The following is a 14,456-nucleotide window of genomic DNA, read 5'->3' as shown; positions in this document are numbered from 1 at the left end:
CGGATCGGTCGGGGACCGCCTCAGGGCCGGGCCCGCAGCCCGAGCGCCGCGATCAGGGCGGGATCGGCGACGTGCGCGTCGTCCATGAGGCCGAGGCCGTCGAACAGGTTCCAGAACGACCACGCGAACCCGTTCGCCTCCGCCGCCAGCCGCACGTCCCGGATGTAGGCGGCCCGGTCCGGCGCCCGGGACGCCGTGAAACGGGCGTCGGTGCGCAGGGCGCCGAACTCGCCCATCAGCACCTGCCCGCGCGGGATCCCGTAGAGGTCCGCCCAGGTCGCCACCGGCGCCATCGCGTCGGCGATGTAGGCCGGGCCGGGCGCGGCCTCGAAATACGCGTGCAGTTTCGCCTCGATCACCGCGCGGTCGCGCGCCTTCTCGGCCTGCGGCACCGTGCGGTCCGTCTCCATGCGCGCCCGCACCGCCGCGAGGGTCTCGCGCAGCGTGCCGCGGCTCCCGGGCCAGGGCACGGCGGTGAGCCAGCGGTAGAACGGCTCCTCGGTGAGCCAGGTCGCCCCCTGGTGGGAGAACAGGTACGGCTCGTAGAAGTGGAAGGTGTAGAGGAGCGGCGCGAACCGCGCGAGCGCGGCCGGATCCAGAGCCGTCAGGCCGGCGACGAGGCCGCCGCAGGAGCCGGTCGCCACCAGGGTGAGCGCCGGCGCGGCCGCGCGGGCCGCGGCCAGGAGCCCGTCCTGCACCCGGTTCCAGGCGCCGCCGCCGCAGGCCTGCGGCGGCTCGTTCACCGGCTCCAGGACCACGCGGTCCGTGCCCTTCCGCGCGCACAGGCGCGCGAGGTCTCCGACGAGGTCGCGATAGGCCGCGAAGAGCGGCGCCCGGTCCGAGCCGTAGAACGCGTCGGGCGTGTAGTGGTGGGTCGCGGCGTTCGCCTGGACATTGACCAGGACGCGCAGCCCGGCCGCCAGCGCCGCGTCGACGGCCTCCGACAGGGTGCCGAGGAGTTCGGCGCGCCGCGGCCCCGTGAAGGCCACGAACGGCCCGGGATCGAGGGGCAGGCGCACGAAGTCGAAGCCGAACCCGGCGATCCGGGCGAGGTCGTCGCGGGTCGGCACCGGCCGGCCGGCCTGGAAGGGCGGCCACGCGTAGTCGGTCCGCGGGGGCGGGTACTCGGTGGTCAGCGAGAACCAGGGCCAGAGGGCGATGCCCCGGCGCAGGGCGACCGGCGCGGGACTACCCTGGACGGGCCGGACACCCGCACCCGCCGCGAGGGCGCCGGCGAGCACCGACCGCCGGCTGGGGCCTACCATCTCGGACCGGCCGGAGCGGCGACGGGCTCGGCCGCGGTGGCGCGCGCCGCGCGGTCCGGGGCCGGCGGGTAGCCGCCGACACGGCGCAGCGCGTCCTCGTAGGAGGCCAGCACGGCGTCCCAGCGGAACTGCTCGGCGCGCGCCCGCGCGGCCGCGCGGCCCGCCGCGACCGCGGCCCCGTCGGAGAGCACGCGCTCGATGGCCGCCGCGCAGCTGTCCGGATCCGAGAAATAGAATTGCGCGTCCCCGGCCGTGCCCCGGTTGAACGGATTGTCGTGGGCGACCACGGCGTTGCCCGCCCAGAGCGCCTCGACCAGCGACGGGTTGGTGCCGCCCACTGTGTGGCCGTGGAGATAGGCCCGCGCGTGGACCCGCAGGGCCTGGACCTGCTCGGGCTCGTAGATGGCCCCGGGGAACAGCACCTCCGGCGAGGCGGCCGCCTCCACGGCGCGATGGTACGGGTTGCCGACCCGCAGCGTGCCGAGCACCACCAGCCGCACGCCGCGGGCACGGCGCGAGAAGGCCTCGACGAGCGTCAGGATGTTGTTGTCCGGCTCGATGCGGGCGATCGAGACGAGGTAGCGGTCGGGCTCGAGGCCGAGGGGCGGCGGCCCGACATCGGCCGCCGGGGGATCGCCGCCGTACGGGATGGTCGCGATGGCGCCGCGCGGCCTGCGACGGGCGAGGTGGTCGGCGATGACGGGATGGTCGGCCACCAGCCGCTGCGAGGACCACGCGGCGATCCACTCGCTGACGTAGAAGAAGGCGCGCACGGGCAGCGACCATTTCGGACGGCGCCACTCGATCCCGTCCATGTTGGTCAGGATACGCCCGCCCCGCGCCCGCAGGTAGGGCAGGAACGCGGCGCCGTTGTAGCCGAGCACGAGGCAGACGCCGCCGCGGGTCGCGGCGTCGTGGGCGCAGATGGCGTCGAAGGCGAGCGTCGCGACGGGACCGCGCAGGCCGATCTCCACGGTGATCAGTTCGGCGCCGTTCCAAGTGCTCCGCACGATGCGGTCCCGCACCGCCTCGACATCCCTCTGGCAGTACACGCCGACCTGCCAGCCGCGTTCGACCAAGTAGAGTGCGAGACGTTCCGCGAAAGTCTCGAAACCACCGTGGGCGGCCGGGATACCGCGCGTGCCGAGAATAAGTAGTTTCGGTGCGCGGTCAGGCATGAAACTTCCTTTCCAATGTGTCGGCCCTATTGTAGATCCGAAAGATACAATCCCGACGACCGGCTTCTACAACTGCTAGTTGTTTATTCAATACAGAAATCATCTTATGGTAGACAATTTTGGACTGAGAGCGGCGCGCGACAGCGATCGTGCTGCCGCCCCCGCGCTGCGGGCCGTCGCCAACGCCGCGGCGGAGCTTCGGATCACGTGCGTCCACCAGGGATTCGAGCTGTACGGCTCGGATCGCTGCTTCATCGAGACCGTCCGCACGATCCGGGCCGCCCATCCGGGTGCGCGGATCGACGTGGTGCTGCCGCGACGCGGGCCGATCGTGGCCGCGCTGGAGCCCTTCGCCAGCGAGATCGTGATCGCCCCGCTCTGGATCCTGCGGCGCAAGAACCTGGCGCGCCTCGTAACCCTGGGTCTGATGGCTCTGCCCATCGCGATGATCCGTGCGTGGCGCCGCATCCGCGCGAGCGACCTCGTCTACATCAACACCACCGTGGTGGCCGACTACTTGCTGGCCGCCCGGCTGGTCCCCGGCCGGAGCGTCGTCCACGTCCACGAGATCCCCGAAGGCACCGTGCTGAAGGTCCTGCGCGGGCTGATCCGCTGGAGCGGCGCCAACGTGGTGTTCAACTCGCGCGCCACCGAGCGGGCCTACGCCCTGCCCCGCGGGGCGACCGCCCGGGTCGTCTACAACGGGATCGCGGGTCCCGCCGAGCCGAATCGGAGCGCCTACGACGGCTCCCGCCCGCTCCGCGTGCTGATGCTCGGCCGGATCAGCCGGATCAAGGGCCAGGACGTCCTCGTGGAGGCGCTTGCCTCCCTGCCGGAGCCCGTGCGTCGGCGGATCGAACTGCGCATCGTCGGCAGCGCCTTCGAGGACGAGGCCCGCGAGCGGGCCCTGGTCGGGCGGATCGCCGAGGCGGGGCTCGCCGCGCAGGTCACGCTCGAGCTGTTCGTGGCCGATCCCACCGTTCTCTACCGCTGGGCCGACGTGGTCACGATGCCGTCGCAGCGGCCCGAATCCCTCGGCCGCGTGGCGATCGAGGCGATGTCCTACGGCGTGCCGCCGCTCGTCACGGCGATCGGCGGCCTGCCCGAGGTGGTGGAGGACGGGAAGACCGGCTGGATCGTCCCGCCGGGCGGCCCGGAGCCGATCGCCGCCGTGCTGGCGGATCTGGTCGCCGACCCGGCGCGCTGGCGCGACTTCGGCCGGGCGGCCCGGGCGCGCTACCTGAGCCTGTTCTCGGAGGCCTCGGCGGCGGAGGGCATCGAGGCCATGGTCCGGACGACGCTGCGCCGCCCGACGGCGACGGATCCGTCCCGCGCCGCGGACGCGCCGGCGCGACCGGCCGCCTAGGATCCCCGCGCGTCCCCGTGGGACCGGCGTCGGTCCGGAACGGGCGTCCGCCCTGAGCGCGGGCGCCCTCGGCGTTACCGGGACGACCTCCTGCTCGCCCGCGGTCCGTGGCCAAGCGCCGCGGCCGGGCCTGCTGCCGGCGCCGCGCAACGACCGGCCCGGGCGCGTCCCCTCACCGGCCCCAGCCGCCCGGGCACCGGGGGCCCGCTCACGACGCAGCGGAAACCGACCCGCGCGGCCGCCGTCACCCTGTGGACGATCGGCCGCGCGAGGATGCAATGCGGTGGCGCCTGACCGATGAGGCGTGCGGCGCGGGAAACCCTGCCCGGCCGGGACGGGGCGCGAGGACGAGGAGCGACATGGCGGCCAAGCTCGCGGTTCAGGAGACCGCGGATGCCCTGGACTGGGACCGGCGGGTCTGGGCCTGCCCGGGCGCCAACATCTATTGCGGCAGCCCCTGGGGCACCTACAAGGCGCGGCGCGGCCTGGAGGTGCGGCGGGCGGTCGTGTCCGGCGACGGCGCGGACCTCGCCTTCGTCCAGTGGCAGACGCGCCGGAAGGGGCCGGCGCGGTTCATCCACGTCCAGGGCGGCCCGCTGCTGACCGCCGCGGGCGCGCACCGCGCGGAGGCGGTGTTCGCCGCGTTCATCGACCACCTCGCGCTCGGCCGGCTCGACGTCCTCGCCGTCGACTACGAGCAGTTCGAGACCCGCGACGCGACGCTGGCGCTGCTGATGCACGGCTTCGCCCCGGTGATCGGCGCGCCCGACCACACCCTCGAACTCGACCTGACCCAGGATCTCGACGCCATCCAGGCCGGCATGGAGCCGCGCTGGCGCAAGGCCCTGCGCAAGGCCGAGCGCAACCCCGAGGTAATGACGCACTTCCTCGAGGACAGGGCCGAGCGCCTCGAAGCCTTCGACGACTTCACCGCGATGTTCGCGGCCCTGCGCGAGCGCAAGGGCTTCGCCACGACGCTGCAGCCGCAGGCCTACCGCGACATCGCGGCCGAGGACGAGCATCTACTGTTCCTCGACGTCCGCGAGAACGGGCAGCGCGTCCTCGTGCGGATCGCGCACCTGTCGGACAGCCGCTGCACGGATTTCTACACGGCCTCGAACGAGCGGGCCCGCGCGACAGGCGCCGCGACCCTCGCGGTCTGGCGCTTCGTGGAGCGGGCGAAGGCGGAGGGCTGCCGGGTCTTCGATTTCGGCGGCATCGATCCGGCGGCGAACCGGCCCGTCTTCGAGTTCAAGCGCGGCCTGTGCACCGACGTGGTCCAGCACAACCCGCTCTGGGTCTACAGCCGGACGCCGGCGCTTCGGAGACTGGCGCCGGCCCTGCTCGCGCTGCGCTGAGCGACGGGCCGGTCACGGGGCACCGATGGGCCGCGCCGGCCCCGGGCGCCGCGCCAGGGTCCGGAAGGCCGAGACCGACCAGACCAGCGTCGCCACCTCGGAGGCCAGCAGGCCGGCGAGCGCGGTGGCGGGCGGCAGCAGCAGGAGCGCCGGCACCATCACGGCCATCCCGAGGGCGGCGCTCGCCACCGCCCCCGCCGTGATGGTCCGGAACGCCGCCGAGGCCTCGAGATAGGCCCGCGGGATCGCGTAGAGCAGCGACACGGTCACCACCGCCCAGACACCGAGCCCGATCCAGCCCATCGGCTGCGCGGCGAACCGGCCCTTGAACAGGATGTCCTCGACCAGCGGCAAGGCGGCCGCCATCACCGCCCCGTAGGCGAGACAGGCGCTGCCGAGCAGGATTCCGTTGCGGACGACGAGCCGGCGGGCGGCATCGACCTGCCCGGCCGCGAGCAACCGGCTGATCTCGGGCAGGATCATGTTCAGCAGCGCGCTCGCGGGGATGCGCAGCGGCGCGTAGAGCACGATCGTGGCGGCGATCGGCGCGTAGGCGGCAGGGCCGGCCAGGAGCGCCAGCAGCAGGGTCAGCCCCTGACCCTGGACCGTCAGGCTGGTGACGCCGGCGAGCGACCACGCCAGGGTCCGCCAGATGGCCCGGTAGCGGGCGCGCGCCCGCGCGTGCAGCGAGAAGCGGATCCGCTCGCGCAGCGCCGCGTAGGCCACGGCGATCGCGACCGCGTGCGCGAGCGCGATCGCCGTCAAGGCCCCATCGAGAAGGGCCGTGCCCTCCCCGTTCAGCCAGCGCGCGACGAGGAGACCGCCGCAGATTGCGTAGACCAGGTCGCTCAGGCCGGCGATCCGGGGCCGGCCGCGGGCGAGGAGCACGATCCGCAGGTAGCTGCGGAAGGCGTAGAGGCCCACGAAGGCCCCGGCCGCGAGGGCACCGAGGCCGATCACCGGGATCAGCAGAAGGCCGACGGCGGCCGCCATGAGGCCGGAGACCAGCACCGCGCCCGAGCCGAACATCACGTCGTAGCCGAGCGCCGCCGGACGCCCCAGGCTCCGGGCGACGTGGATCGTCGCCGGGACCGCCACCAGGGCCCGGATGTAGGTGATGCCGACCGCCCCGACCGCGAAGACGATGGCGAACAGGCCGTAATCGTGCGCGCCGAGCGCGCGCACCAGCAGGATGTTGAGGAGGAAGTGGAACAGGCTCTGGGTCAGCTCGCCCGACAGGATCACGGCGAACCGCCCCGAGAGGACGGCACGCATCGGTCCGGGCAGGCGGAGGCGGCCGGCGCCCGGGAGCCGGAGCCGATCACCGGGACGCGGCATCGAATCGGTCATGTGGGGGTGGACGGTCTCCGTGTGGGCGCGCGGGCCGTGCCCGGGCACCGGCGCCGGGAAGCGGTCGGCGGCGCAGCATCGTCTCGCGACTCTCTCCCGGCCCGGCGCTCATGCCGGAGCGTCCGTTTCCGGACCGTCTCAGGTGATCCCCCGGAAGGCCCCGGACAGTGCGGCGAGGCAGCGCGCGAGGTCGTCCTCGTCCGCCCAGACGTGCGGGCTGATGCGCAGCGCGCCGGAGCGCTCGCTCACGTAGACCCGGTCCCGCTGCAGGCGATCGACGAGGTCCGTCGGCAGACCCGCGGGCGGCCGCAGACCGAGGATGTGCGGCGCCCGCAGGGAAGCCGGCAACGGCGCCAGGCCGAGGCCGGCGGCCCCGTCCGCCAAGCGGTCCGTCAGCCCGCGTAGCCGGGCGGCGACGGCCGGCACGCCCCATTCGGCGATCTGCTCCAGCCCGGTCACGGCCATGAACAGCGCGACCGGATCGTTGAGCTCGCCCCGGTCGTAGCGGCGGGCACCGGCGGCCGGCGGGCGGTTCCCTATATTCTCCTCGATGGCCGCCCCGTCCTGCCGGTGCGGCGCTGCGTACAGGAAGGCAAGACCGTACGGTCCGAGAGCCCACTTGTAGGTCGGGAAGGCCAGGAAGTCCGGGCGCCACCGGGCGACGTCGACCGGCACGGCGCCCACGGCCTGCGTGGCGTCGATCACCAGGGCCGCGCCGGCGGCGTGGACCGCGGGAGCGAGCCGGTCGAGGTCGATCAGGCTGCCGTCGGTCCAGTGCAGCGGGGTCAGGGTGGCGAGGGCGAGCGGCGGGGCGCCCGGCCGGTCGATCGCGGCCGCGACCGCCGCGGTCCAGTCGCCGTCCGGAGGACGCGGCACCTCCTCCACCACCAGACCCTGCCGGTCGGCCAGCCGGTCGAAGGCGAAGCGCAGGGACGGGAACTCGTCGGCCACGCGGAGCAGGCGCCCGCCCGACCTCAGGGTCAGGTTGCGGGCGGCCACCGCCATGGCGTGGCTGACCGCGCCGACGATCGCGATCTCGTCCGCGCCGGCGCCGATCAGCCGGGCGGCCGCAGCGCGCGCCCGCTCGGCCCAGGGCGGGACCGCCGTGCGGGGATGGTCCCAGGGACGGCTCTTGACCAGGATCCCCGCCTCGCCCGCCGCGCGCACGGCCCGCGGCAGCGGCGACCAGGCGGCGGCGTCGAGGTAGCTGACGTCGGCGGGCATCTCGAAGAGATGGCGCTGGCACGGGAGCGCCGCGGCGACGGATTCGGTGAACGCCATGATGCGCGACAGCCTAGAGGATCGGATCCGCCGGCACTACGGCCCGGACTCCATCGCGCGGCGCCCAGGCCGCAGGCCGGCGCGTCCCGGTCCGCGCGGGTCGGCGGCGGCGTGCCCCCTGGCGGACCATCGCATCCTGGTGCTCCAACGCTCCGGCGCCCTGTCGAGCCTCGCGGGACACGACGGGCTGACGGAGCTCGCCGAGGATCTGACCGTGATCCGCCCGAACGACGCCCGGCCCGACCGGCCGCGCCGGGTGTTCGGCGGGGGCGGCAGCTGAGCTGTTGTTCCGGGCCGCGAGCCTGTAGAGCCTCGGGACACATCGCCACGACCCGACCGAGACCCCGTGACCCTGCTCGCCGATCGCGCCCCCGCCAAGGTCAACCTGACGCTCCACGTCCTCGGCCGCCGCGTCGGTGACGGCTACCACGTGCTCGAGAGCCTCGTCGCCTTCGCGGTCACGGCCGACCGCCTGACGCTGGATCCCGCGGCACCGCTCAGCCTGACCGTCAGCGGCCCCACCGCCGGCCCCGCCGGCCCGACGGACGACAACCTCGTCCTGCGGGCCGCCCGGGGGCTCGCCGCCCGGGTGCCGAACCTGCGCCTGGGCGCCTTCCACTTGGTGAAGCGCCTGCCGGTCGCGGCGGGGATCGGCGGCGGCTCCTCCGACGCCGCCGCGGCCCTGCGCCTGCTGGCGCGCCTCAACGGGCTGCCCCTCGACCACGAGGCCGTCGGCGCGGTGGCGCGGGAGACCGGCGCCGACGTGCCGGTCTGCCTCGACCCGCGGGCCCGGATGATGCGCGGCGCGGGCGAGGCGATCGGGCCGGTCCTCGGCCTCGCACCGCTGCCCGCGGTGCTGATCAATCCCGGCGTTCCGGTGCCCACCGCCCCGGTCTTCAAGGCGCTGGGCCTGAGCGTCGGCCAGGATCTCGCGGGCGCGCCGCACCCGACGATCCCACGGGCCATGGCGAGCGACCCGCTGCTCCTGGCCCTGGCCGGGGCCCGCAACGATCTGGAGGCGCCGGCCCTGACCGTGGCGCCGGTGATCGGCGACGCGCTGGCGGCCCTCCGCGCCCAGGGCTGCCGCCTCGCGCGGATGTCGGGCTCCGGCGCGACCGTTTTCGCGCTGTTCGCTGACCGGCGCGCGGCCGTCCGGGCCGCCGCCGCCCTGCGCGCCGCCCATCCGGGATGGTGGGTGGCGCCGACCTTCCTGCGCTGACCCGGCCCGCGGGCGGCGTTCAGCCGGACTCCGCCTCGTACACCGTCACGACGCCGCGGCCCTCGGGCACCATCACGCGCCAGCCGCGCGCCCGCGGCAGGTCGCCGGGATCGATCGCGCTGGCCCGACCGGTCCCGACATCGAAGGTCGCGAGCCGGCCGTCCGAGATGCGTCCGCGCAGATGCGCCCGGCCGTCGCCGAGGTGGAGCGCGGCCGGAGCGGCGGTGACGCCGAGGGCGACGTCCGCGAGGGCGCCGCTCGGCGCCGGGACGGCCCCCGGCAGCGCCAGCACGTCGGCCTCGGGAGCGATCTCGGACGCGACCCGCAGGTGGCCGTCGCCGGCGTGACGGCGGTTCAGCAGCAGGGCCTCCCGACGTCCCTCACGCTGCACGACGAGGGCGAGATCCGGCGCGTCCCGGCCGGCGATCAGGTAGACGCTGCCCGGCGCGAGCCGAGCGAGGCGGGTGGTCCGGCCGGGACGGTGCAGGTCCAGGGTCATGCTTCCATCCGCGCGCGCCGCTCACCCCGCCCCTTCCGGTAGAACGCGCGACGCTCGGCTTCGGCCCGAACCACGGTGGCGCGCACCTGGAGCAGGTCCTTGCGGGTCAGGAGCCCGACGAGGCCGCCGGTGCGCGGATCGGTGACCGGCAGGCGCCCCTGCCCGGCCGACAGCATCACGTCGAGGGCGTGCGAGACCACGTCGCCCGGATGAACGACGGCGAGATCGGCGTCAGAGACGCGCTCGCCGAGGGTGCCGGCCTCGGCCTCGCCGTCGCGCTCCTCCAGGGTCCAGCGCAGGGCGTCGCTGCGCGAGACGAGACCCACGGGCCGGCCCGCGCCGTCGACCACCGGATAGGCGTGGTGGGCACCGGTCTCGATCGCCGCGAGGGCGTCGGCCAGGGGCAGGTCCGCGTCGAGGGTCTCGACCGTGCGGGTCATCACCGCCTCGACCCGGGCGAGTTCGTAGGGATCGATCCCGTATTCCCGGGTCACGTGCTGCCCGCGCCGGGCGATCTTCCCGGTCAGGATCGAGCGCTTGAGGAGGAGCACGGTCACCGCGTAGGCCGCCATGGTGGCGGCGAGCAGCGGCGCCAGGGCGGCGACGTCGCCGGTCACCTCGACGGCGAAGACGACGCCGGTCAGCGGCGCCGGCAGGGTGCCGCCGAGCATCGCCGCCATGCCGATGAGCGCCCAGAAGCCGTGGGCGCCCGGCAGGAGGAGGCCGATCAGCCAGCCGACGGCGCCGCCGAGGATCAGCAGCGGCGCGAGCACGCCTCCGGACGTGCCCGACGACAGGGCGGCGAGCCAGATCACCGCCTTCACCACGAGGATCAGCACGACGGCGCTCGCCAGCATGTGGCCGGAGAGCAGGTCGTGGATGACGTCGTAGCCGACGCCGAGCGCCCGGGGCTCCACGAGGCCGCCCAGCCCGACCACGACGGCGCCGAGGGCGGGCCACCACATCCAGTGCAGCGGAAGCCGCCCGAAACCGTCCTCCAGCGCGTAGAGCGCTCGGGTCAGCCCCCCCGAGATCAGACCGCAGGCGACCCCGAGCAGCGCGCAGGCGGGCAGCCCCCACCAGGGCAGGGCCGGATTGTCGGCGAAGGGGAAGAGCGGGCCGGCGCCGAACAGGGCCGGCCGCCAGCAGGCCGCGGTGACCGCCCCGACGGTCACCGGGACGAGGCTGCGCGGCCGCCACTCGAACAGCAGGACCTCCACGGCGAGCAGCACGGCCGCCACGGGCGTCCCGAAGATGGCGGTCATGCCGGCCGCCGCGCCCGCCACCAGCAGGGTCTTCCGCTCGGCGGCGCTGAGATGGAAGAACTGGGCGAAGAGCGAGCCGACCGCGCCGCCCGTCACGATGATCGGCCCCTCGGCGCCGAACGGGCCGCCGGTGCCGATCGCCACCGCCGAGGAGAGCGGCTTGAGCACGGCGACCTTGGGCGACATCCGGCTGCCGCCGATCAGGATCGCCTCCATCGCCTCCGGGATCCCGTGGCCGCGGATCTTCTCCGAACCGTAGCGCGCCATGGCGCCGACGATCAGCGCCCCGATCACCGGGATCGCCACCATCCAGGGCCCCGGCGCCGCGCCTGCCAGGGAGGTCAGGTCGGCGTCGAGCCGGCCGTACCAAGCGAGGTTGGTCACGAGGCCGATCAGCGTGAGCAGGATCCAGGCGGTGCCGCTGGCGGCGGTCCCGGTGACGACCGCCATGCCGGCCAGCGTCAGGACCCGCCGGTCCGCGCTGAAATCTCCCAGCGCCCGCCGCGACGGCCTGCCGTCCCCGCTGTCGCTCCCAGTCCCGCCGATCATCAGGGCCTCCTTTCGCCGCGGCGGCACTTATGTCGTGATCCGATATATTCGACAATGGCTCGACCGTTGCAGCCGGGACAGGACTGCCGATACGACGCAGCATCGGCGGCTCGGACGATTCACCACGGAGGCGATCATGGAGGCCGATGCCCCCGGAACGGCGGCACTGTCGCGGGAGCAGTACGCGGCGCTGGCGGATTTCCGATTCCGTCTCCGCCGCTTCCTGGCGTTCAGCGAGGCCGCGGCGGCCCGGGCGGGGCTGCCGCCGCAGCAGCATCAGGCGCTGCTGACGCTCGCGGGCCACGTCGGGCGCGCGCCCGCCACGGTCGGCCTGCTGGCCGAGCAGCTGCTCATCGCCCCCCACAGCGCGGCCGAGCTGGTGTCCCGCATGGTCGAGGCCGGCCTGCTGACCAAGACCCGCGCCGTCGAGGACAGGCGGCGCAGCGAGCTGTCGCTGACGCCGCGCGCCGAGGCCCTGCTGCGGACCCTCACGGACGCGCATCTCGCGGAGCTGCGCGACCTCGCCCCCGCCCTCACCGAGGCCCTCGGGCCCGCGACGCGGTGAGGCCGACGCGCGCCGTCAAGCTGGCGGAGGTCGGTGGCCGTCGACGCGGGAGCCGAGGGCGCCCGCCCTCAGCGCGCCCGCGCCACGCAGAACTCGACGGCCCCGAGGAGCGCCGCCTTGACGGGCCCGTCCGGAAAGATGTCGAGGGCGGCCCGGGCCTCGGCGCCGTAATGGTGGGCGCGGGCCACGGTCTCCTCCAGGGTGCCGTGGCGCTGCAGGAGGTCGAGGGCGGTCTCCAGGTCGGTCTCGCCGATCTCGCCCTGCTGCAGGGTGCGCCGCCAGAAGCCGCGCTCGCCCTCGCTGGCCCGGCGATAGGCCAGCACGATCGGCAGGGTGATCTTGCCCTCGCGGAAATCGTCGCCGACGTTCTTGCCGAGCTCCGCGGAGGTGCCGCCGTAGTCGAGCACGTCGTCGATCAGCTGGAAGGCGATGCCGAGATTCATCCCGTAGGACCGGGCGGCCGCCTGCTCGGCCTCGGGCCGACCGGCGAGCACCGGACCGACCTCGCAGGCGGCGGCGAACAGCTCGGCGGTCTTGCCGCGGATCACCGCGAGGTAGGCGGCCTCGTCGGTCTCCAGGTTCTTGGCGTTGGTGAGCTGCATCACCTCGCCCTCGGCGATCACCGTGGCGGCGGCCGAGAGGATGTCGAGCGCCTTGAGCGAGCCGACCTCCACCATCATCCGGAAGGCCTGGCCGAGCAGGAAGTCGCCGACCAGCACGGAGGCCTCGTTGCCCCACTTGATCCGGGCCGCGACGCGGCCGCGGCGCATGTCGCTCTCGTCGACCACGTCGTCGTGGAGGAGCGTCGCGGTGTGCATGAACTCGACGCTGGCGGCGAGCTTCACGTCGCCGTCGGCGGCGCCCGCGTAGTCGCAGAGCCGGGCGCAGGCCAGCGTCAGGATCGGGCGCAGGCGCTTGCCGCCGGAGGCGATCAGGTGGTTGGCGACCTCGGGGATCATCGCCACGTCCGATCCCGTCCGCGACAGGATCGTGGTGTTGACCCGCGCCATGCCGTCGGCCACCAGCGCGACGAGGTCGTTGAGCCCCGCCTCCGCCTCGGGCTTCGGATTCTCGATGGAGAGGGCCATACCCAAGATCCGTGACCTCCAGACCGGTCGCCCCGCAGGGGGCGGGCGATCCCTTCGCACGCGCCCCGCGGCGCCGCAACATCGTCGCCGGCCGGATATGGGGTGTCGCCAGCGCGGATCTCACGCGACGAAACCGCCGATCCCCGCCCGTTCCGGAGCCGCGCCGCGATGATCGAGCTGATCCGGGCCAACGACGTCGTGCTGATCGGGTTCGCCCGCTCGGTCCTCGAGGCGGCCGAGATCCCGGTCCTCGTGGCCGACAGTCACATGAGCCTGATGGAGGGGTCGATCGGCGTCTTCGGCCAGCGCCTCCTCGTGCCGCGCGACCACGAGGCCCAGGCCCGCCGCCTGCTGACCGATGCCGGCATCGCCCACGAGCTGCGCCAGCCGTGACGGCCGAGGCCGACAGCGGCGCCGATCCCTTCCTCGGCGGCCGCCTGCGCCTGCACCAGCCGCCGCGGGGCGCGCACCGCGCCGGGACCGACGCGGTGCTGCTCGCCCGGCTGCTCGCGCCGCGGGCCGGGGACCGGCTCTGCGACGTCGGCGCCGGGACCGGCGCCGTCGGCCTCGCCTGCGCGGCCCTGGCGCCGGGGCTCCGGCCGACCCTGGTCGAGCGCGACCCGGCACTCGCCGATCTGGCCCGCGCCAACGCGGCCCTCAACGGCATCGACGCGCGGATCGTGGTCGCCGACGTGCTGGCCCCCGCGGCGGAACGCCGCGCCGCCGGTCTGCTGCCGGACAGTTTCGACGTCGTGCTCACCAACCCGCCGTTCTTCGCGGCCGGCGATCACCGCGCCTCGCCGCATCCGGGCCGCGCCGCCGCCCACACCTTCGCGGGCGGCGATCTCGACGCCTGGATCCGCGCCTGCACGGCGATCCTGCGGCCCGGCGGGCGCCTGGGCCTCATCCACCGGGCGGACGCCCTCCCGGCCTGCCTCGACGCGCTCCGGGGCCGCTACGGCGGGCTGGCGATCCGCCCGGTCCATCCCCGCGGCGACGTGCCCGCGATCCGCGTGCTGATCGCGGCGACCCGCGGCAGCCGCGCCTTGTTGAGCCTGCTGCCGCCCCTCGTCCTGCACAGCCCCGACGGCACCTTCACCGACGAGGCCGAGGCGCTCCATCGCGGCGCGCCGTGGCCGGCACCCTGATCGCCCGCGTCACGCCGCGAGGGCGGCGGGCTCGGCGTCGCGGATGCCGAGGAACCGCTCGACCTCCGGAAGGTCCGGGAAGGCGAGGAATTCCGGGCGCAGCGGCTCGGGCAGGCCCTCGAAGTTGAGCCCCGGGAACGTGTCGGGATGTGGGTAGAGCTGCCAGGCCGCGCCGGGCTCGACCGGAGGGAACAGGATCGCGACCTTCTCGGCGCCGAGGCGGACGATCCGCGTCGGGCTGTACGACAGGGTCTCGATGCTCCAGCCGCGGTGGGAATCCCGGCGGGCCTTCATGGTGCGGCGGCTCGTCGCGCGATGCATGGCG

The 14,456-nt window shown here is 74.6% G+C and carries 15 protein-coding genes; 7 read left to right on the top strand and 8 right to left on the bottom strand.

The genetic code is table 11. The features are described 5' to 3' along the window. Positions 1 to 20 precede the first annotated feature (20 nt). Positions 21 to 1,265, bottom strand: coding sequence for a cellulase family glycosylhydrolase (locus tag ASG32_RS24665; protein WP_056531662.1), 1,245 nt, complete (start codon positions 1,263 to 1,265; stop codon positions 21 to 23). Beyond that, positions 1,259 to 2,443 carry a DUF1972 domain-containing protein gene (locus ASG32_RS24660; RefSeq protein WP_056531660.1) on the bottom strand — a complete coding sequence of 395 codons (1,185 nt, stop codon included), beginning with the start codon at positions 2,441 to 2,443 and terminating at the stop codon, positions 1,259 to 1,261. Before ASG32_RS24660 ends, ASG32_RS24665 begins: the two co-directional genes overlap by 7 nt. 106 nt (positions 2,444 to 2,549) lie before the next feature. Here ASG32_RS24660 and ASG32_RS24655 point away from each other — a divergent pair, with 106 nt between their 5' ends. Both ASG32_RS24655 and ASG32_RS24650 read left to right on the top strand, forming a co-directional pair. After that, entirely contained in the window at positions 2,550 to 3,809 is a 1,260-nt protein-coding gene (locus ASG32_RS24655; RefSeq protein WP_056531658.1) for a glycosyltransferase family 4 protein, read from the top strand. A gap of 359 nt (positions 3,810 to 4,168) precedes the next feature. Beyond that, entirely contained in the window at positions 4,169 to 5,167 is a 999-nt protein-coding gene (locus tag ASG32_RS24650) for a GNAT family N-acetyltransferase (RefSeq protein ID WP_056531656.1), read from the top strand. Positions 5,168 to 5,179: 12 nt separating this feature from the next. Here the strand turns inward: ASG32_RS24650 and ASG32_RS24645 are convergent, their stop codons facing one another. Both ASG32_RS24645 and ASG32_RS24640 read right to left on the bottom strand, forming a co-directional pair. Next, positions 5,180 to 6,517 (bottom strand): hypothetical protein, encoded by a 1,338-nt coding sequence (locus ASG32_RS24645; protein WP_082558039.1) that lies wholly within the window; start codon positions 6,515 to 6,517, stop codon positions 5,180 to 5,182. A 138-nt stretch (positions 6,518 to 6,655) separates the two neighbouring features. Then, the gene (locus ASG32_RS24640; protein WP_056531654.1) at positions 6,656 to 7,798 is read right to left on the bottom strand and encodes an aminotransferase class V-fold PLP-dependent enzyme; all 1,143 of its coding nucleotides are present in this window, start codon (positions 7,796 to 7,798) and stop codon (positions 6,656 to 6,658) included. 139 nt (positions 7,799 to 7,937) lie between these two features. Here ASG32_RS24640 and ASG32_RS34140 point away from each other — a divergent pair, with 139 nt between their 5' ends. Beyond that, positions 7,938 to 8,078, top strand: a complete 141-nt coding sequence (locus ASG32_RS34140) for a hypothetical protein (protein ID WP_157862058.1) — start codon at positions 7,938 to 7,940, stop codon at positions 8,076 to 8,078. 66 nt (positions 8,079 to 8,144) lie between these two features. Beyond that, positions 8,145 to 9,017, top strand: a complete 873-nt coding sequence (locus tag ASG32_RS24630) for a 4-(cytidine 5'-diphospho)-2-C-methyl-D-erythritol kinase (protein WP_056531650.1) — start codon at positions 8,145 to 8,147, stop codon at positions 9,015 to 9,017. Positions 9,018 to 9,036: 19 nt separating this feature from the next. Here ASG32_RS24630 and ASG32_RS24625 read toward each other — a convergent pair whose 3' ends face one another. Next, a complete protein-coding gene (locus tag ASG32_RS24625; protein ID WP_056531648.1) occupies positions 9,037 to 9,516 on the bottom strand; it encodes a hypothetical protein in 480 nt (159 codons plus the stop codon). Beyond that, the gene (locus ASG32_RS24620; protein WP_056531647.1) at positions 9,513 to 11,330 is read right to left on the bottom strand and encodes a chloride channel protein; all 1,818 of its coding nucleotides are present in this window, start codon (positions 11,328 to 11,330) and stop codon (positions 9,513 to 9,515) included. The genes ASG32_RS24625 and ASG32_RS24620 overlap by 4 nt, the downstream gene beginning before the upstream one ends. A gap of 136 nt (positions 11,331 to 11,466) precedes the next feature. Here ASG32_RS24620 and ASG32_RS24615 point away from each other — a divergent pair, with 136 nt between their 5' ends. Further along, complete coding sequence (locus ASG32_RS24615; protein WP_056531645.1) at positions 11,467 to 11,895, top strand: helix-turn-helix domain-containing protein; 429 nt, start codon at positions 11,467 to 11,469, stop codon at positions 11,893 to 11,895. Between the two features lie 68 nt (positions 11,896 to 11,963). Here ASG32_RS24615 and ASG32_RS24610 read toward each other — a convergent pair whose 3' ends face one another. Beyond that, on the bottom strand, positions 11,964 to 12,983 hold the full coding sequence (locus tag ASG32_RS24610) for a polyprenyl synthetase family protein (RefSeq protein WP_056531643.1): 1,020 nt from the start codon (positions 12,981 to 12,983) through the stop codon (positions 11,964 to 11,966). Positions 12,984 to 13,151: 168 nt separating this feature from the next. On the opposite strand from ASG32_RS24610, the gene ASG32_RS24605 reads away from it, so the two are divergent. Both ASG32_RS24605 and ASG32_RS24600 read left to right on the top strand, forming a co-directional pair. Beyond that, positions 13,152 to 13,376: a DUF2007 domain-containing protein gene (locus ASG32_RS24605; protein WP_026604550.1), complete on the top strand. Its 225-nt coding sequence runs from the start codon at positions 13,152 to 13,154 to the stop codon at positions 13,374 to 13,376. Continuing rightward, positions 13,373 to 14,131: a methyltransferase gene (locus ASG32_RS24600; protein ID WP_056531640.1), complete on the top strand. Its 759-nt coding sequence runs from the start codon at positions 13,373 to 13,375 to the stop codon at positions 14,129 to 14,131. The genes ASG32_RS24605 and ASG32_RS24600 overlap by 4 nt, the downstream gene beginning before the upstream one ends. 9 nt (positions 14,132 to 14,140) lie before the next feature. On the opposite strand, the gene ASG32_RS24595 is transcribed toward ASG32_RS24600, so the two are convergent. Beyond that, entirely contained in the window at positions 14,141 to 14,452 is a 312-nt protein-coding gene (locus tag ASG32_RS24595) for a hypothetical protein (protein ID WP_056531638.1), read from the bottom strand. Positions 14,453 to 14,456 lie beyond the last annotated feature (4 nt).

The sequence above is a fragment of the Methylobacterium sp. Leaf361 genome (assembly GCF_001424445.1).
Lineage (GTDB): Bacteria > Pseudomonadota > Alphaproteobacteria > Rhizobiales > Beijerinckiaceae > Methylobacterium.
Note: the sequence above shows the minus strand (reverse complement) of the source record. Positions and strands in the feature narration are given on the sequence as shown.